19 protein-coding genes are annotated in these 18,084 nt (G+C 69.4%); 8 read left to right on the forward strand and 11 right to left on the reverse strand.

Going from position 1 to position 18,084, the window contains the following annotated elements:
• Nucleotides 1-2 precede the first annotated feature (2 nt).
• Entirely contained in the window at nt 3-1,007 is a 1,005-nt protein-coding gene (locus FOH10_RS05825) for an iron-containing redox enzyme family protein (protein WP_143979938.1), read from the reverse strand.
• A gap of 1 nt (nt 1,008) precedes the next feature.
• Nucleotides 1,009-1,836 carry an RNA polymerase sigma factor SigF gene (locus FOH10_RS05830; RefSeq protein WP_143979939.1) on the reverse strand — a complete coding sequence of 276 codons (828 nt, stop codon included), beginning with the start codon at nt 1,834-1,836 and terminating at the stop codon, nt 1,009-1,011.
• A 138-nt stretch (nt 1,837-1,974) separates the two neighbouring features.
• Here FOH10_RS05830 and FOH10_RS05835 point away from each other — a divergent pair, with 138 nt between their 5' ends.
• The gene (locus tag FOH10_RS05835; protein ID WP_039819437.1) at nt 1,975-2,478 is read left to right on the forward strand and encodes a flavin reductase family protein; all 504 of its coding nucleotides are present in this window, start codon (nt 1,975-1,977) and stop codon (nt 2,476-2,478) included.
• 23 nt (nt 2,479-2,501) lie between these two features.
• Here the strand turns inward: FOH10_RS05835 and FOH10_RS05840 are convergent, their stop codons facing one another.
• Both FOH10_RS05840 and FOH10_RS05845 read right to left on the reverse strand, forming a co-directional pair.
• Nucleotides 2,502-2,936, reverse strand: a complete 435-nt coding sequence (locus tag FOH10_RS05840) for a T6SS immunity protein Tdi1 domain-containing protein (protein ID WP_157533845.1) — start codon at nt 2,934-2,936, stop codon at nt 2,502-2,504.
• A 25-nt stretch (nt 2,937-2,961) separates the two neighbouring features.
• On the reverse strand, nt 2,962-4,209 hold the full coding sequence (locus tag FOH10_RS05845; RefSeq protein WP_143979941.1) for an MFS transporter: 1,248 nt from the start codon (nt 4,207-4,209) through the stop codon (nt 2,962-2,964).
• Nucleotides 4,210-4,419: 210 nt separating this feature from the next.
• On the opposite strand from FOH10_RS05845, the gene FOH10_RS05850 reads away from it, so the two are divergent.
• Nucleotides 4,420-4,860 carry a hypothetical protein gene (locus FOH10_RS05850; RefSeq protein ID WP_143979942.1) on the forward strand — a complete coding sequence of 147 codons (441 nt, stop codon included), beginning with the start codon at nt 4,420-4,422 and terminating at the stop codon, nt 4,858-4,860.
• Between the two features lie 310 nt (nt 4,861-5,170).
• Nucleotides 5,171-6,490: a serine hydrolase domain-containing protein gene (locus FOH10_RS05855; RefSeq protein WP_244961660.1), complete on the forward strand. Its 1,320-nt coding sequence runs from the start codon at nt 5,171-5,173 to the stop codon at nt 6,488-6,490.
• Nucleotides 6,491-6,497: 7 nt separating this feature from the next.
• Here FOH10_RS05855 and FOH10_RS05860 read toward each other — a convergent pair whose 3' ends face one another.
• From FOH10_RS05860 to FOH10_RS05870, 3 genes are read right to left on the reverse strand one after another with little or no spacing between them, the layout of a single operon-like run.
• Nucleotides 6,498-6,689: a hypothetical protein gene (locus FOH10_RS05860; protein ID WP_143979943.1), complete on the reverse strand. Its 192-nt coding sequence runs from the start codon at nt 6,687-6,689 to the stop codon at nt 6,498-6,500.
• A gap of 58 nt (nt 6,690-6,747) precedes the next feature.
• Nucleotides 6,748-8,451, reverse strand: coding sequence for an AMP-binding protein (locus FOH10_RS05865; protein ID WP_143979944.1), 1,704 nt, complete (start codon nt 8,449-8,451; stop codon nt 6,748-6,750).
• A complete protein-coding gene (locus FOH10_RS05870) occupies nt 8,448-10,091 on the reverse strand; it encodes an AMP-binding protein (protein ID WP_143983886.1) in 1,644 nt (547 codons plus the stop codon). The genes FOH10_RS05865 and FOH10_RS05870 overlap by 4 nt, the downstream gene beginning before the upstream one ends.
• 69 nt (nt 10,092-10,160) lie before the next feature.
• Here FOH10_RS05870 and FOH10_RS05875 point away from each other — a divergent pair, with 69 nt between their 5' ends.
• Nucleotides 10,161-11,027 (forward strand): helix-turn-helix transcriptional regulator, encoded by an 867-nt coding sequence (locus tag FOH10_RS05875; protein WP_143979945.1) that lies wholly within the window; start codon nt 10,161-10,163, stop codon nt 11,025-11,027.
• A 127-nt stretch (nt 11,028-11,154) separates the two neighbouring features.
• Here FOH10_RS05875 and FOH10_RS05880 read toward each other — a convergent pair whose 3' ends face one another.
• From FOH10_RS05880 to FOH10_RS05895, 4 genes are all read right to left on the reverse strand, one after another.
• Nucleotides 11,155-12,921 (reverse strand): sigma-54-dependent Fis family transcriptional regulator, encoded by a 1,767-nt coding sequence (locus tag FOH10_RS05880; protein ID WP_143979946.1) that lies wholly within the window; start codon nt 12,919-12,921, stop codon nt 11,155-11,157.
• Nucleotides 12,922-13,336: 415 nt separating this feature from the next.
• Nucleotides 13,337-13,807, reverse strand: a complete 471-nt coding sequence (locus FOH10_RS05885; RefSeq protein ID WP_143979947.1) for a hypothetical protein — start codon at nt 13,805-13,807, stop codon at nt 13,337-13,339.
• A 194-nt stretch (nt 13,808-14,001) separates the two neighbouring features.
• Entirely contained in the window at nt 14,002-14,751 is a 750-nt protein-coding gene (locus tag FOH10_RS05890; RefSeq protein ID WP_143979948.1) for an SDR family oxidoreductase, read from the reverse strand.
• Nucleotides 14,752-14,794: 43 nt separating this feature from the next.
• Complete coding sequence (locus FOH10_RS05895) at nt 14,795-15,166, reverse strand: Rv1352/Rv1906c domain-containing protein (protein WP_244962046.1); 372 nt, start codon at nt 15,164-15,166, stop codon at nt 14,795-14,797.
• 419 nt (nt 15,167-15,585) lie between these two features.
• Here FOH10_RS05895 and FOH10_RS05900 point away from each other — a divergent pair, with 419 nt between their 5' ends.
• From FOH10_RS05900 to FOH10_RS05915, 4 genes are all read left to right on the forward strand, one after another.
• The gene (locus tag FOH10_RS05900) at nt 15,586-16,170 is read left to right on the forward strand and encodes a sigma-70 family RNA polymerase sigma factor (RefSeq protein WP_143979950.1); all 585 of its coding nucleotides are present in this window, start codon (nt 15,586-15,588) and stop codon (nt 16,168-16,170) included.
• 28 nt (nt 16,171-16,198) lie between these two features.
• Nucleotides 16,199-16,858 (forward strand): hypothetical protein, encoded by a 660-nt coding sequence (locus tag FOH10_RS05905; RefSeq protein WP_143979951.1) that lies wholly within the window; start codon nt 16,199-16,201, stop codon nt 16,856-16,858.
• The gene (locus tag FOH10_RS05910) at nt 16,842-17,417 is read left to right on the forward strand and encodes a DUF6529 family protein (protein ID WP_143979952.1); all 576 of its coding nucleotides are present in this window, start codon (nt 16,842-16,844) and stop codon (nt 17,415-17,417) included. The genes FOH10_RS05905 and FOH10_RS05910 overlap by 17 nt, the downstream gene beginning before the upstream one ends.
• A gap of 74 nt (nt 17,418-17,491) precedes the next feature.
• Complete coding sequence (locus FOH10_RS05915; RefSeq protein WP_143979953.1) at nt 17,492-17,971, forward strand: Rieske (2Fe-2S) protein; 480 nt, start codon at nt 17,492-17,494, stop codon at nt 17,969-17,971.
• Nucleotides 17,972-18,084: the final 113 nt, after the last annotated feature.

Genomic DNA, 18,084 nt, shown 5'->3' on the forward strand with positions numbered 1-18,084 from the left:
AGCTAATCGGCCGCGGCGGGCTCCCACAGCGACGGACGGCCCTGCCGCCAGCAGGCGAGCACCTGGTCGGCGAACCGCTGTTCGAGCAGGTCGGTGGCCTGGATACCGAAGACCACCGATTCGCGCAGCCCGGGTTCCCGCAGCAGCAGATCGCCGATCACATCGCGGCGCATCAGCTGCTCGTGCACCGCGTCCGCCTCCACGTGCTCGCGATAGAACCGCACGCAGGCCGGATGCGCGTCCAGGCGGGTCAGCGCCGCCACCATGTGCTGCGAGGCCGGTGGGGAGGTGATCTCCACGGCGGCGAAATGACCGATGCCCGCACCGCGCAGGCCGCGGTGCAACCCGAACAGCGACATCATGTCGACCAGGGCGAGCATGGGCGTGGCCGCGACCTCCAGGTAGTGCAGATAGCCGGGATGCAACTGCGCGCCCGCCAGCAGATCGGCGTAGAGCTCGGCGTGCACCCGGTCGCCCCGTCCACCGCCGAACTCGTCGAACTCCACGACCACCAGGGCGGCCTTGGACCAGCCGCGCAGGCGGGGGATCAGCCAGGCGTACGGGTCGGCCTCCTGGTGATGCAGTACCGATCGGTGCACGAAGTACTCGCGCAGCTGCCACATCTCGCCCTGATCGCGCAGGAACCCGCTCGGACCGCCCGCCTCGGCGGGGACCTCGAGCAGCCGGTCGAGTTCGCCGTCCAGATCGTCGCCGCCCGGAGTGTCGGCGCGCAGGGCGGCCAGGAACACCTGCTCCAGACCGGCGCGCAGGCGCAGCAGTTCCGGATCCCACTCCCAGTCCGCGTCCACCCCCGCCAGCCCCTGATAGTGCAGTTCGTAGCAGGTGTGCAGGGCCAGGTGCAGGTCGCGGCCGTAGGGATCGGCCGATGTGAGGATCGGGGTGGGCACCGGCGTCCCCGGCGGTCGGCGCAGCGTCTCGACCACCGCCGCGGACAGTTCTCCGCAGGGCGCGGGCAGTGCCGTGACCGGTGCGCTCGTCGCCGTCATCTCAGGCCGCGCGTTCCTCGCCGAGTGCCTGGTGCCGCAGCTTCGCCAGGGTCTTGCTCAGAATGCGGGACACCTGCATCTGCGACACCCCCAGCTGGGCGGCGATCTGGGATTGGGTCATGTGCTGGTAGAAGCGCATGGTCAGGATCCGGCGCTCGCGTTCGGGCAGGGCCGCGATGAGCGGGCGCACCGCCATGGCGTCCTCCAGGAGGCGATAGCAGGGCTCCTCGGTGCCCAGCGTGTCCACCGTCCGGGGTGCGGGGTTGTCGTCCTCGGTGTGGGTCGCGGCGTCCAGGGAGTCGGCCTTGTAGGCCGTGCGGGCGATCAGCGCCTGGGTCACCTCGGTGAGTTCGACTCCGAGTTCGGCGGCGATCTCGCGGGCGGTGGGCTGGCGGCGCAGCCGCTGCGTGAGGCGGTCCACGGCCGGACCGATATTCCGCTGAATCTCCTTGGTACGCCGCGGCACCCGCAGTGCCCAGGTGTGGTCGCGGAAGTGGCGGCGCACCTCGCCCATGATGGTGGGCACCGCGAAGGACAGGAATCCGCTGCCCCGGCTCACATCGAAGCGATCCACGGCCAGCACCAGGCCCAGGGTGGCGATCTGATGCAGGTCGTCGAATTCCTCGCCGCGTCCGGCGAAGCGGCGCGCGATGTGCTCGGCCAGCGGCAGGCACAGGTGCATGATCTGCTCGCGGATCTCGGTGCGGTGCGGGTCATCGGGGGCCAGCGCGGCCAGCTTCTCGAACCACGGCTCGATATTGTCGTAACTGTCAGTGCCTGCCCTCAGCGGTTGGTCGGTTCGGCTCGTTCGGGTCTCTGCGGTCGGCATCGGCTGCTCCTCGCACTCCTCGGAAATCCGATGTCTTTCGGATACCCCGACTCTCGTTACCGAAACGTGATCGGCGAGCGGGATCCCCGTATCGGCTGTCGTGGCGAGGCGCGCGCGAATCACTGCTATACACGGGGCATGTCCGAAGGACCTGAGCCGCGAGCGGCGTTCGACGCGCTCGTCGCCGCCGCCGACGCGCCGATCGTCATCGTGACCGCGGCCGTCGACGACGAGCGGGCGGGCTGTGTGGTGGGGTTCGCCACGCAGGTCGCCATCGAACCCCCGCGCTTCCTGGTATGCGTCTCCAGGGCCAATCACACCTACGGTGTCGCGCGGCGGGCGCACCATCTCGGAGTTCATCTGGTGGATCGCGAGAATATCGCCCTCGCGCAGTTGTTTGGGGCCGAAACCGGGGACGAGATGGACAAGTTCAGCTGGTGCCGGTGGTATGTGGGGCCGCACGGCGCGCCCCTGCTCGAGGAGGCCGCCGCCTGGTTCGTCGGCAGGGTGGTGGCGCGCCACGACTTCGGCGATCACGAAGGGGTGGTGCTGGCCCCGGAGTACGGGGCGGGACCCGGCGCGCCGGTGACCGCGCTGCGCTACCACGACGTCGCCGATCTCGAACCGGGACATCCCAGCTGAGAATGCCTGTGGCGCAAGGAGGGTCACTCCATGCCGTGCGCCTGCGCCACCAGGTCGAAGAACACCCACACTCCGCCCCGGTCGTAGGATTCCGGAGCTTCCGAGCCGCCCAGGAACGGGTACGGCGTGGCGATGTACACCTCGTCGGGCGCCAGCGCGCCCAGGCGGGCCCGAATCGCCGAAACATGGTGCGGCTGTAGCACATACGTCACCACGTCCGGATCGAACAGGACGCGGTCCACGAAATCGGCGATCTCGGCGAACGGACCGTAGACCTTGACTCCCGGACTGTAGGGATCGAGCAACCCGTACTCGCCGGTCCGGGTGCTCATGAGGAAGGCGTGCCCCAGATCCGAGTACCCCACCACGGTGTCGAACCGCGGGTAGTGCGGCGCCCACGCGGGCATCACCCGGTCGAAGCGGACGGGGTCGAGCAATCGGAAGGGCACGCTGGTCACCGCGCCCATCCAACCAGAGCGGCCGTCAGTCCCCGGCGGGCGGGCCGTGGCGGCGCAGCGCCCGCGGCAGGGCGACCGCCACCGCCGCCGTGACCAGCGTGCCGCCCGCCCCCGCGACCACCAGCGTGGTGCGGGGATCGGTGGCATCGAGCAGCAGGCCGCCGCCGACATACGACAGCGCGGCGGCGATTCCGATGGCGCCGTACAGATTTCCGAACACCCGGCCGAGCATGCCGTCGGGCACCAGCCGCTGGATCAGGGTGCTGGATGCCACGTCCATGCCCGCGATACCGAGGCCCCGCACCGCCTGCACGGTGAACGCGGCGGCCACCGACCAGGCCAGTCCGGTGAGCAGATTCCCGGCGCTGCTGACCAGGAAACCGCCGATGAGCAGTGCGGTCATCGACATACGGGTGCTCAGGCGGCCGATCAGCGCGTAACCGATCAGCAGCCCGATGCCCACCGCGCCCAGCAGCAGGCCCACCGCGGCGTCGCCGGAAGCCAGGGTCTGCGTGGCCAGCAGTACCAGGGCCACATCGTCCACGCCGTTGCACGCCACCACCGCGCAGAAGCCGAGCGCCACGATCCGCACCACCGGGGTGCGCAGGATGTAGCGCAGGCCTGTCCGGGCCTCGGTCAGCAGCGAACCCGGGTCCCCGTCCGCCGGGGTCGGCGGCATCGGCCGGGTGGCGAGCAGGACCAGCGCCGACAGCAGGAACGAGGCCGCGTCGACCAGCAGCACACCCCGGATGCCGAGGAAGGGCAGCAGGGCGGCGGCCAGCAGCGGGCCGAACGCCTCGGCGGCATTGGCCCCGAATCCGATGGTGGAGTTCGCGGTCGCCAGATCCTTGTCCGCCACCATGGCGGGCACCGCGGATCGGGAGGCGGGCTGGAAGATGTTCGATGCGACGGACCGCGCCGCCACCAGCGCCAGCAGCAGCGGCAGTGGCGGCAGGGACAGCGCGATCAACAGGACCAGCACGCCCTGCGCCACCTCGCAGCCGATCATGAGGCGGCGGCGGTCGAAGCGGTCGCTGAGCGCACCGGTGAGCGGACTCAGCAGGGAGGGCACGAAATCGCCGACGAGCAGCAGCAGCGCCACCGCCAACCCCTGCCCGGTGGTGTGCGCGACGTGCAGCATGAGCGCGACCAGGCTCATGGAGTCGCCCGTATAGGACACCACCCGCGCCGTGAACAGCGCGCCGAGCGGGCAGTTGGTGCGCAGCAGTCGCAGCGCGTTGCCGCGCTGCGCGGTCGGCGCGGGGGTCGGCATGCGGATGGGCCTCCACCGGATCGGATCTCCCGCCACGGCGGGCACGCCCCGGCAGCGCCCCATGGTGCCCCGGGGGTCGAATGTCACGCAATCGATTTCCGGATTCGGCGGTGCGCGCCTGCGCAACAACCGCGCACCGGTCGGATACCCTGCGAGCCGATTCGAAGATCTGGCCACGATTGACCCGGGTTCACCGAAAGGCGGGGCACGATGAGCGGATTCGACACTTCACGCCTGATGGCCGGCACCGCGTGCGCGGCGGCCTGTCTGGCACTACCGGCGGTCATCGCCCCGCACGCGCAGGCGGCGGTCTCACCGACACTGTCGGTGACGATGGGAGGTTCCGCGCTCGGCGCGGCCAGACTAGCGGCGGTCGGCTGCCCGCAGACCGCGATGGCCCGGGTGACCATGCCCGACGGCAGCCCGGTCACCGGCGGCTTCGTCGACTTCTTCAGCCGCCTCCCCGGTGTGGCCGGCAATACCGTCGGCACCGCCCCGGTGCACGACGGCACCGCCAGCATCCCGTGGGTTCCCGATATCGACGGCCAGCACATCGTCAGCGGCGTCTACTACGGCGGCCCCGCCCACGTCCGCACCACCGCCGGCTACACCACCATCACCACGGTCAATACCGGCGGCGTCTGCGCCTGACCGGCGCGACACCCTGACGGATCGACACCACAGCGCGCCGCGGCCCGGGAGCCGCGGCGCGTCGTCGTATCTGACCGGCGGTGTTCGATCGCGGCGAAACCCGATCGACCATTTGCACCTGATCCGGCCGGAGCGCGTGCCCTACCGAGGTGCGGGCGCCGAGTCCGGCATCCGCACTCGCATCCGGTGACGGCGGAAATCACTGCGCCCCGATAACTTTCGCCCCGGCAACTGGGGTCTGAGACTGCGGGGCGTCGATCGCTAGCGTCCTGATTCGAGTCCTGACGGGTCGGGGAGTGGAGAGGCTGGCGTGCGTCGAGCGTTGATCAGTGCCGTGGTGGCGGCGGTGGCGGCGGGAATGCTGTTCGTGGGGTTCGAACCGCCTGTGGCCGGGGGTGAGCCCGCGGAGGTGAAGCACTGTGCCGTGAGCAGTGGGCGGGAGCCGCAGACCGCCACCCCCGAGGAGGTCGGGCTGGACGCGCGAAGGCTGCGAGAGGCGCTGGACTTCGCGAACGATCCCACCCGCTTCACCTTCCGGGTGTACCGCAACAACTGTCTGGTCCTCGAGCGCGAAAGCCATGCGGGCGCGGGCCGGATGCCGTGGAATCTGTGGAGCAGCACCAAGAGCGTGGTGTCCATGGTGGCCGGAATCGCGGTCGGCGACGGGAAATTGAATGTCGACGACCCCATCGACCGCTATCTGCCCCCGGGACTGGGTGATGCCGCGCACCGCGCCATCACCGTGCGCAATCTGCTCACCGAATCCTCGGGTATGCAGGTGGCGGTGGCCTCGGAGGGTATCACCGGGCTGGCGCAGATCGATCCCAATGTGGTGGCCCAGGCCCTGGGCATGCCGATCGTGCACGAACAGGGCACCGCATGGCAGTACAGTCAGCGCGCCGTGGATCTCATCGTCTACGTCGTCCAGCAGGCGGTCGGCGAGGACTTCCAGGCGTATGCGCAGCGAAAGTTGTTCGATCCCTTGGGAATCCCGGCCGACGACTATCACTGGGCGCGTGACCGCAGCGGAAACACCTACGGTTACGCCCATCTGGTGCTACCGCCCGACGACTTCGTCAAACTCGGTCTGCTCCTGGTCAATCGCGGCAATTGGGATGGGCGGCAACTGATTCCGATCGACTACCTGGAACAGGCGAGCAGTTCCGCCGCCACCCATCCCTGCTACGGCTTCCTGTTCACCATCAACGGCCCGAGCTGCGACGGCGCCTTCCCCGGCCTGCCGAAGGACGCCATCCAGATGTCGGGCATGATGCGTCAGGACAATTTCATCGTGCCGAGTCTCGGACTGCTGGTCAGCTGGACCGGCGTCACGGTACCGGGCGGATCGGTGAGCTTCCCGCACGATGTGCTGCGCGCGGTATCCCAGTCGTTCCTGTCCCCGGAACTCCCGGATCCGGGTCCGTACGCGCCGAAACCGGATATCAGCCTCACCGATCCGATGATCACCAACCCGGACGCGACCCTGGCCGCGCTCGGTCTGGGCCCGATGACCTATCCGGGCTGCGGCCCGCTGAACTGCCTGGGCAAACCGCTGTCCCCGCCGTTCGCCGACTGGCCCGCGGGCTGCTTCGTCCTGGGCTGTGTCGGCCCCGTCCCGGGCATTCGGTAGGGCCGCATCAGAACCTCAGGTGAACCGAGGCGATATGCCAGAAGGTCCGATCGTGGACGGTCTCGAAATCCCAACTCTCGGCGAGCGCGTGCGTGGTGGCGACGATGCCCGGGACATCGAAGTCCTCCCGGGTGGCGGTGCCTTTGCCTTCCAGGGCGGCGATGACGTAGGCGGTGGCGCTTTCCATCGTGTGTGGCATGCGAACTCCAATCATCGTTGAATGGTGTGCGGCCGTGGTAACCGGCCGCAGTGACCGGTTACGTCCTGGCGTCGGAAAGTACGTCCTCGTATCGGTATTCGGTCGGTATGGCGGTGCCGGCGGCGTGCGCCTGCTCCTCCCGCTGGCGCAGTTCCACGCGCCGGATCTTGCCGGAAATCGTCTTGGGCAGTTCGGTGAACTCCAAGCGTCGCACACGCAGGTAGGGCGCGAGGTGATCGCGGGCGTATTCCATTATGGCGCGCGCCGTTTCACGAGACGGCTCCCACCCCGCCGCCAGCGTCACATACGCCTTGGGAACGCTCAGGCGGGTGTCGTCGGGCTGCGGCACCACCGCGGCCTCCACCACCGCCGGATGCTCGATGAGCACGCTCTCCAGTTCGAACGGCGACACCTTGTAGTCGGAGGACTTGAACACGTCGTCGGTGCGGCCGACATAGGTGATGTAGCCGTCGGCGTCCCGGCTCGCCACATCCCCGGTGTGGTAGTAGCCGTCGGCCATGACCGCGGCATTGCGTTCGGGATCACCCAGATAGCCCGTCATGAGATTGACCGGCGCGGCACTCAGATCCAGACAGATCTCGCCCTCGTCACCGGGCGCACCGCTGATCGGATCGACCAGCGCCACCGGCACTCCCGGCGCGGGGCGGCCCATCGAACCGGCCTTGACCGGCTGCCCCGGCGTATTGCCCACCTGCAAGGTGGTCTCGGTCTGGCCGAAACCGTCACGGATGGTCAGCCCCCACGCCTTCTCCACCTGCGCGATGACATCCGGGTTGAGCGGTTCGCCCGCGCCGAGGATTTCGCGCAACCCGGTCGGGCGCTCACCCAGGTCGGCCTGAATCAGCATGCGCCACACCGTCGGCGGGGCGCAGAAGGTGTTCACCTCGGCGCGGCGCAACTGCGCGAGCAGCGCCGCCGCGTCGAACCGGCCGTAGTTGTAGACGAAGACCGTCGCCTCGGCGATCCACGGTGCGAAGAAGCAACTCCAGGCGTGCTTGGCCCAGCCCGGCGCGCTGATGGCCAGATGTACGTCGCCGGGCCGCACACCGATCCAGTACATGGTGGACAGATGGCCCACCGGATAGCTGATCTGGGAATGCTGCACCATCTTCGGCTTGCTGGTGGTGCCGGAGGTGAAGTACACCAGCAGCGGATCCTCGACCGTGGTGACGGCCGCGAACGGCCCCGCCGACGGGTAGGTCGACGATTCCGCGTAGCCGTGCCAGCCGGGGATCTGTCCGCCCACCACGATGCGCCGGTAGTCACCCGCGACCTCGGCGAACTTCGGGGCGTCGGCCGCATTGGCGATCACGAAACGTACCGCGCCCCGCTCGATCCGGTCGGCGAGGTCGGCGGGCCCCAGCGCCGCCGTGGTCGGCATGATGACCGCGCCCAGTTTGGCGATGGCCAGCATGGCCTCCCACAGTTCGACCTGATTGCCGAGCATGAGCAGGACCCGGTCGCCCTTGCCCACGCCCAGCGCCGACAGCCAGGTGGCCACCTGATCGGAGCGGTTCGCCATCTCGTCGAAGGTGACGCGCTGTTCGCGGCCGTCCTCCTCCACGATCCAGAGGGCGGGGCGGTCGTTGCCGCGCGCGATCACATCGAACCAGTCCGTGGCCCAGTTGAACGTCCCGGTCAGCCGCGGCCACGCGAACTCGCGCACGGCGGCGTCGTAATCGGTTGCCGCGGCGACCAACTGGTCCCGGGCGGCACGGTAGGCGGCGGTGTTCGCGGTCATCGGTCCTCCTCGGACAGGCCGAGCAGGCGCGCGGCGACCTCGCGCATCTCGACCTTGCGGATCTTGCCGGTGACGGTCATGGGGAACTCGTCGACGACGTGGACGTAACGGGGGATCTTGAAATGCGCCAGGCGGCCGGTGCAGAACTCGCGCAGCGCCTGCGGGGTCAACACCGGCGCGTCCTCGCGCAGGCGCACCCAGGCCATGAGTTCCTCGCCGTACTTGGCATCGGGCACCCCGATCACCTGGGCGTCGAGGATATCCGGGTGGGTGTAGAGGAACTCCTCGATCTCGCGCGGGTAGATGTTCTCCCCACCGCGGATCACCATGTCCTTGATCCGGCCGGTGATGGCGACATAACCCGCGTCGTCCATGGTGGCCAGATCGCCGGTGTGCATCCAGCGCGCGGAATCGATGGCGTCGGCGGTCTTCTCGGGATCGTTCCAGTAGCCGAGCATGACCGAGTAGCCGCGGGTGCACAGCTCGCCGGGTTCGCCGCGCGGCACCGTCAGCCCCGTCACCGGATCCACGATCTTGATCTCGATATGCGGTCCGGCGCGGCCCACGGTGGCGGTGCGCTGCACCAGGCTGTCGTCGCGGCGAGTCTGCGTGGAGACCGGGGAGGTCTCGGTCATGCCGTAGCAGATCGACACCTCGCGCATGCCCATGCGCTCGATGACCTGCTTCATCACCTCCACCGGGCAGGGTGACCCGGCCATGATGCCGGTGCGCAGCGAGGACAGGTCGTAGGAGTCGAAATCCGGCTCGGCCAGTTCGGCGATGAACATGGTCGGCACCCCGTAGAGCGAGGTGCAGCGTTCGGCCGCCACCGCCTCCAGGGTGGCCTTCGGATCGAAGGCCGGGGCCGGGATGACCATGGTGGCGCCGTGGCTGGTGGCCGCCAGATTGCCCATGACCATGCCGAAGCAGTGGTAGAAGGGCACCGGAATGCAGATCCGGTCCTGCTCGGTGTAGCCGCACAGCTCGCCCACGAAATATCCGTTGTTGAGGATATTGTGGTGGCTCAGCGTCGCGCCCTTGGGGAATCCCGTTGTGCCCGAGGTGTACTGGATATTGATGGGGTCGTCGGGGGAGAGGGCGGCCTGTGCCCGCGTCAGCTCGCCCGGATCGGCGGCGCGTCCGGCCTCGAACAGTCCCCGCCAGTCGCCGGAATCCAGCAGGATCACCCGGTCGAGGTCGGGGCAGTCGGCCCGCACCTCGTCGATCATGGCCGCGTAGTCCGAGGTCTTGAACGCCGGTGCCGCGATCAGCGCGCGAATTCCCGCCTGCCGCAGCACGTAGCGCAGCTCGTGCGAACGATACGCCGGATTGATGTTCACCAGGATGGCGCCGATCTTGGCCGTCGCGTACTGCGTCAGCGTCCACTGCGGGCAGTTCGGCGACCAGATGCCCACCCGGTCGCCCTTGCCGATCCCCGCCGCCAGCAGACCCAGCGCCAGCGCGTCGACCTCGGCGACGAACTCCCGGTAGGTCCAGCGCTCGCCGGTACCGTAGTCGACCAGCGCCTCACGGTGCGGATGCGCGGCGGCCGTGCGGTCGAGATTGTCGCCGATGGTGTCGCCGAGCAGCGGCGCATCCCAGACGCCGAAGGTATAGCTCACCGGCCGGAGCCGGTCCATGCTCTTGCTCACTCCGATAGGATCCACATCACACCGATCCGACGACTACCCCCGAAAAGGTGTATCCCGATGACCCGCACAGCCGACTCGCTGCGGCCCCGCGACGCCGATGCGCTGCGGGCCGAACTGCGTCGGATCGCGACCGCGACCGGGGCTCCGGTCGCCTTCGGCGGCGCGGTCCAAGCGGGGACGCTGGTGCTCAGCGAGTTCATCGGCACCCGCACCAACGGCATGCGCGGACTCGCGGTGCAACCGCAGTCGGGATTGGGCGGCCGGGCGGTGGCGAGTCGGCGGCCGACATCGGTGGCGGACTACCGCTCGGACGCCACCATCACCCACCACTACGACGTTCCGGTGCTCGGTGAGGGGCTGCGGGCCGTGGTGGCGGTGCCGGTAGTTGTCTCGGGGGAGTCCCGGGCCGTGCTCTACGTCGCCAACCGCGACCCCAGCCCGATCGGTGACCGCATCGCCGAATTCATGGTGCAGGCCGGTCGCCGCCTGAGTCTGGAGTTCACCATTCGCGACGAGGTGGACCGGCGCGTGCGCCTGCACACCGCGCAACCCCGGCGACCCGTCGTGCCCGTGGCGGATGCCGTTGTGACCGAACAGCTTCGGGACCTGCACGCCGAACTGCGCGGCCTCACCCAGGAAGTCTCCGACGCCACCGCCCGCGACCGCCTGCGCGCCATGTCCGAACGGATCGCGCGCCTGGTCTCCGGTGTCGCCGCACCCGACGATCCGGTCACCCTGGCTCCGCGCGAGGTCGACGTCCTCGCCCAGATCGCCCTCGGCTGCACCAATATCGAAGCCGCCCAGCGACTTTCCCTGAAACCTGAAACGGTGAAGAGCTACCTGCGCAGCGCCATGGTCAAACTCGGCGCGCACACCCGCCACGAGGCGGTGGTGCAGGCCCGCCGCCACGGCCTGCTCCCGTAGCCCGGGCGCGTCACCACCGCGTCGGATCTCGTGCGCGGCACGGAGGTCTGGCGCTTCCGGCTGTGCGGTGCCCCCCGCCGCGCGGCGCTTCGGCTGGGCGGCGTTTTCGGCTGTGCGGTGCATCCGGCTAGGCGGTGGGCCGGATGCCGTAGGACTCGATCTTGCGATAGAGCGATGAGCGGGCGATGCCGAGCATGCGGGCGGCGTGATGGCGGTTGCCGCCGACCTGGACCAGCGCCCGCACGATGGCGTCGCGTTCCACCACCTCGATGGGGGTGAGCACCCGTCGGCTGGCGGCGAAACAGGATTCCGGCAGGTCGGCGCGGCGTAGATCGCCCGCCGGACGGCGGGCCAGGGCGGTGCGCAGGGCGTCGCGGAGTTCGGCGATATTGCCGGGCCAGTCGTAGCCGAGCAGCACGCGCATGGCATCCGGGGTGGGGTGCACCGCCCGCCGGGGCGCCAGCGTGCGCAGCAGGCGCGGAACGATCTGGCGCAGATCGTCGATGTGGTGGCGCAGGGCGGGCACCGTGATCGAATGCTCGAAATGCCGGAGCACGGCGTCCAGCCGTCCGGGCTCGGCCGATTCGGTGGTCGTCATGGTCACCGCCAGCCAGTGGTCCGAGCCGTCCGCGTTCTCGAGACGGGCCGCCAGTTCCTCCACCGACCGGTCGGGCAGCTCGTTCAGGTGCGCGAGCACGATGGTGGCCGGCCGCGACCGGTTCCATGCGGCGTCGAAGCCGCTCGGCACGGCGTCGTCGCGACAGTCGACCACCACCAGCGACCGGGTCGGATAGGTGTGGCGGTGGGCGGCGGCGATCAGGGCGCGCTTGCCGACGCCCGGTTCGCCGAGCATGACCAGCGGTCGGCGCACCCGCGCGGTCTCGAGCACGTCGGAACAGGCCATCCGCCAGGCGGGCGAGTCACCGGGCACCTCCGCCAACCCGATTCGCCTGGTGGCGTGGGGGATCGCGCGGGCGGTCGTGGGGGTGAGGTCCACCTGCAACACCACACCGGCCGCCGGTCCGTCCGCGGGTACCGGAATCGAACGCACCCGAGCCTTCCGACCGGTCGGCAGATCGACCGACACCACCGTGCCGCGCGCACCCGTAAGCCCCGCCGCGAGTTCGCGCAGCCGGATGCGGTCGTGCGGGCTGAGTTCCGCATCCGCGCGGGCATCGGTCATGAACACCTCGCCCGCGAGTGCGACCGTCGGGGTGCGGCCCATCCGGCCGATGCGCAGGAAACTGTCCAGCACCGCCTGCTGACCCAGCGACGCCGCGGCGCGCAGTTCGCTCTCGATACCGCGGGCCGCCTCCCGCACCAGGGCCAGCATGAGGCCGTTGGCGTCCTTGGCCAGGCAGCTCAGATCCAGAATGCCCTGCACCGCCCCGGTCAGCGGATCGCGCACGGGCGCACCCGCGCACGCGAAGACCGTGATGTTCTCCGCGTAATGCTCCGCGCCCCGGATCAGCACGGCCTTTCCGGCGGCGAGCGCGGTGCCGACGCCATTGGTGCCGACGGTGTCCTCGGTGTAGACGAAACCCGGCGCGAAGAACACGCCGTCGAAGCGACCGGTCAGAAAGCGCTGATTGTCTCGGCGCAGCAGCACGCGACCGTCCTGATCGGCGAGTGCGATGCTCACCGGCATATCGCTCAGTTCGTGTTCCAGCCGGTCGATCACCGGCACCGCGCAGCGCGCGAATCGGCCGTGCAGATCCAGATCGTCCAGATAGGTCCGGTCGAGCACATTCTCGACATCGTCGACCCCGGCGTTCACCGAGCGCTGCCACGAGGCCACGACCAGGTCCGATACCGCGCCGGAGGGAATATCGCCCGCGGAGACGAATACCTCTCGTGCGCGTTCGACACCGATCGTGTCATCTCCAGCGTCCACCGCACTCCTCGAGCCATCGAATCGTCGGAAGGAACGGCGGGGTGCATACGCCGTCAGCGGATTGTCCGCAGTGCGCGCCGGACTCGTCAAGGGGCAACTGTCCCAAAGTAGGACAGCGGACCGACTCCTCGGTTGCGCACACTGGTAGAACCGACGACGAATCCGCGTGCGGTGTGAGCGAATCCGAGTCTCGCGCCGTGGCGTCAGTTGACGGTCTGCTCCGGAGCATGGTGACAACGTCGTCGCCCGTGGCCGCCCGCCCAAGGCCGCGTCGCCCCGGAACAGGTTGCACCCCTCCCTCGGCCACCCGCACGAGCCCGAAGTGCCCTCGGGTTCGAGCGGGTGGCCGCTTCGCTCGGTCGCTCCGGGTGCGTCCCGAAAATGGCTCGGGCGCGCTGGAAGCCGACTGATCTACTCAGCGGCGCGCGGTCAGGAGCGCTGCGATGCGGTCGAGTTCGGTCGGGAACTCGCGCTCGTCTAGTCGTTCCTCCACGTCGATCACGCCGTCCGCCGCCAGCCGGGCGGTCATTCGTCGATCGGCCCGCTGCTGGGATCCGGACGGTCGCCGCTCCGCCAGCGCCGCGCGGCGGGTGCGCAGTTCCGCCCGGAGGGCGTCCATGAAGAGCAGGTATTCCACCGCGGGCACGCAGACCTCACGGACCGGTGATCGGTGCGCGGGTCGGGCGCGCGCGGAGGCCGGGACGACCACGCCGTGGCGCAGTGTCGTGCCCGCGGCCTCCTGGGCGCGCAACCAGGCCCGCAGATTGTTGGAGGCGATACTGGGCAGGAACTCGACGGCACGGTCCCACTCCAGCCCCTCCACGGCGCGCGGATCGCTCACCGCGGTCACGACGACGGCATATGCCGTACCCACGGTCGCGATCATCCGCATCAACCCCTTGTCCTGTCGTGCCGTTCGCCGATATCCCGGTCCGTCAGCGGTCCGGGACTCGTTGTGATCTTTCAGGATACGACGAAATATATTGCACTACTGGGCGTTTCATTACGCATATTGTTCGGTCGGCTCCATTGTGCGGTCCGCGGCGCGGTTTGCTGGGGCGGTGCGTGGACGGTCGCGGTTCAGCTCACCCGCGCCACCACCGCGCGCGGCAGCCGGGGCAGTACCGCGCCGATCAGCCGCCAGGGCCAGGCGGGCACATCGGCGCGCACCGGCTCGCGCTCGATGGCGGCCACCATGGCGGCCACGCCCTTGTCCAGCGAGACAACGAGTTTCGCGTCCCCCGCCTGTGCCGACATCTCGGTGGCGATGAAACCCGGCTGCACGGTGGTGACGGTGATCGGGCTGCTCCGCAATTCGATGGCGAGACCCTCGCCGAGCGCTGACAGCCCGGCTTTGCTGGCCGCGTACGCCGCCTTCTTGCCGGGCAGCCCGCGCACCGCGCTCATGGAGGAGATCAGCACCAGATGACCGGACCGCTGCTCGCGGAAGATGCTCAGGGCGGCCTCGGCCTGGGCCAGCGCGCTCACGAAATTGGTGGTGGCGGTGGCGATATTGGCCTCGGCGCGTCCGGTGCCCAGGCGGGCGCCCTTTCCGATGCCCGCGTTCACGATGATCCGGTCCAGCCCGCCCAGTTCCTCGCGCAACTCGCCGAACACCTTCGGCACCGCCGCGTGGTCGTCCACGTCCAGGGCCCGCACCGCGACGGTGATGTCCGGATGGGCGGCGCACAGTTCGTCGCGCAGTTCCGTCAACCGGTCCAGTCGGCGCGCGCACAGCGCCAGATCGCGACCGCGGCGGGCGAACTCGCGCGCCATGCCCGCACCGAGTCCGGAACTCGCTCCGGTGATCAGAATTCTGCGCCTCGTCATACCGCCACCCTAGCCGGACCGCACGGTCGGAATGCTGTGCTCGTCAGCCGAACGAGCCGGTGCTGGGTGGTTTGGGGACCATGCGCCAGCTCCCGCAGTTGTCGCTGCGGAATGCCACATCGGTGGCCTTTATCTCCACCCGGACGGGACGGGCCCGGGTGAAGTCGCTGGCGATGATGTAATAGTTCGGATCGTTGTAGTCGGTATCGGTCTGGACTTTCCACAACCGCCGCCAGAAACAGGCGACGGCGGGATCTTCGACGCCACTGGCCTCGTAGTAACCCGGCTGAATATCCACGCCGACCAGATACTGACCATCACCCGGCATTTCCGCGGCCGGTGCCGCGGCGGCGACACCCGATGTCAGCGGTATGAGCGCGGACGCCATGACCCCCGCGATCGCAAGCGTGCGCATACGCACGACGGTCCTCCCTCGCAGTTCGCGACGGCCGCACGGAATTCCGGTGCGTGCGGCCCCGTGGTGAAAGATCCCCGAATCTCTCCGGGCGCAGGTCTATCAGAGAAAACGTGGGTAAATGTGAGGAACGCCCGAATTCATTGCGTACAAACCGGTTTCAATGTGCTCGATCGAGGGTGTCGTGCGGCGGTTCCCGGATCGTCCCCGCGGGTTCCCCTCGGACCCACGGGGACCGCGCCGCCGGATTCGAGGCGGTGGCGCGTAGAAAAAGGTACCGGATGGTTTCACAACTGGGCAAATCATCCATTCGCTTAGCCATGCGAATGATTTTGGGCGGCAATCCGACCGCCCGGACGTTTCGGAATTAGGTATCAACCACCGATGTCGTTCCCGGGTCGGCTCGCGATATTCAGGACATGACACACTTGCGGCCCCTCCCGACTCTGACCGCCACCCGCACCGGCCGGCCGGGGTGCGCCGACCGCTGCGCCCGGCTGTGCACCGACTCCGGCCTCGCGCAGGTGCTGGGCGCCGACAAGGCCCTGCTGCACTGGCGCGCCCTGCGTCGCCTGGGCGACCCCGGGCTGGCCGAACACGCCGTCCAGGAGACCCTGCTCCGGGCCTGGCGCGCCTGTGGCACCTACAACCCCGACCGCGGCAGCGTGCGCACCTGGCTGCTCACCATCGAACGCAATGTCCTCACCGATATCGCCCGGGTGCGCGCCGCCCGCCCCGGTGACAGCGCCTGGGACGAGCTCGGCGACGTGGCCGAGGGCCACTACGCCCGCCCGGATTTCGCCGACACCCTCGCCGACGGGCTGCTGGTCGCGGAACTGCTCTCCCGGCTGCCCGCGCCCCAGCGCGACGCCGTCGTGCAGGTGATCCTCAACGATCGCGCCTACCAGGATGTGGCCGCCGATATGGGGGTTCCCGTCGGCACCGTCAAAACCCGCGTGCACTACGCCCTGCGCTCCCTGCGCCGACTGCCCCTCAGCGCCTGATCCCCGTCCCGCCGCCCCAGGAGTTCCCATGAAACGCGCCGGTCCAGTCCTCACCCTCCTCGCGGTGGCCGCCGTCGGCGGCGGCCTGCTGCTGACCAATATCGTCACCGGGGGCGGCAGCGACTCCGCGCCCGCCGACAGCGCCGGTCCCGCCACCGCCGTCACGGTGCCCAGCACCGCGACTCCCACCACCGCGACTCCCACCACCGCGACTCCCGCCACCACGACCCTCACGGCCAGTGCGACGCCGTTCCCGGCTCAGGCCGACTACGTGACCACCATCGCGACCGAGGGGCGTCCGCTCACCCTGTCGGTGACGGTCTCCGGCGATCGCTCCGTCGCCTACGTCTGCGACGGCGCGAGCGTCGAGAGCTGGCTGCGCGGCGACGCCGCCGCTGGGCGAACCGAGCTGTCGGGCAAGGAATCCCGAATCGAGGCCGCCCTCCTCGACGGTGCCCTGACCGGGCTGCTGACCATGGGGGAGCGCAGCTGGGAATTCACCGCACCCGCCGTCCGCGATCCGGCGGGCATCTACATCGACCGCGGCGCGGGCGCGCGCGACAGCTGGGTGGTCGCCCCCGACGGCTCGGTCACGGGTGTGCGCCGCAATGCCGACGGGACCACCTCACCCGCCCCGAGCCTGGCCCCCGACGCCCGAAAGGTGACCGGCGATGACGACGAATTCTGAGCCTCCGGCCCGCGAAACCGGAGGCAGCACAACGGCTTCGGCCATCGCCCTGATCGTGCTAGCGGGCGCGGCCACCGCCGTCGCGCTCGGTGTCTACGGCGCCGTGCACACCCCGGCGGGCACCGCCGTGAGCCTGGCCGGGTTCTCCAGCCCGGGCGCGGTGAAATCCTGGCTCGCCACCGTGGTGGTGGTGCTGGCGGTCGGGCAGGACATCAGCGCGCTGGCCATGTACGGCCTGCTGCCGAGGGTCCGGCCCGGCCGGTGGGCCTCGTTCTGGCACGTCTGGTCGGGCCGCCTGGCGGTGCTGATCAGCCTGCCGGTCGCGGTGCACTGTCTCTACGCCTTCGGTTTCGCCACCTTCGACACCCGGGTGCTGGTGCACTCGCTGCTCGGCTGTCTGGTCTACGGCATCTTCGTCACCAAGATGCTGCTGCTCACCCGAAAAGGGTTACCCGGCTGGGTGATTCCGGTCGCGGGTGGGCTGCTGTTCACCGGATTCGTGGGGCTGTGGTTCAGCTCGGCGGTCTGGTATTTCCGGGTCAAGGGTTTCGGCGCGTGAACCCGGCGGCCCGCCCGTACGTCGATAACCATGAGCGGCCTTCTCGTCGGCCCCCTGCGAACAGGAGTGAATCCATGACCCACGACAGTGACAACTCGACCGACAGTGACACCTCGACGCCGGACGCCGAGCCCGGCGGCCCGCGGCTGGACCGCCGCACCGCACTGGCCGGTGTGGGCGTGGCCGCGGCCGCCGTGACCCTGGCCGCCTGTTCCAGCTACGGCGGCGACCAGGCCGATTCGGGCGCGCCGGAGGAGCGGGCGGACGGGCAGCCCCCGGCCGAGTTGGCCAAGACCGCCGACGTGCCGGTGGGCGGCGGGCTCATCGCCGGTGATGTGGTGATCACGCAGGCCGCGGCCGGAACCTTCCAGGGCTTCTCCTCGACCTGCACGCACGCCGGATGCACGGTCAACGAGGTGTCCGACGGCCTGATCAAGTGCCCGTGCCACGGCAGCAGCTTCCGGTTGGACGGCACGGTCGCCAGCGGTCCGGCGGCACGTCCGCTGAACGGTCGCTCGATCCGGGTGGAGGGCGACCGCATCGTGTCGGCTTGACGGTGTAATACCTCCTGACCACTGGTAACAGTTCGATCACGGCGCAGCCCGGCACTTGCCAGAAGATAACCGGCGTTGCGAGAGTGAACCACTGGGTTTGGTGTTACTAGTGG

It is taken from the genome of Nocardia otitidiscaviarum, assembly GCF_007362295.1.
GTDB classification, from domain to species: domain Bacteria; phylum Actinomycetota; class Actinomycetes; order Mycobacteriales; family Mycobacteriaceae; genus Nocardia; species Nocardia otitidiscaviarum.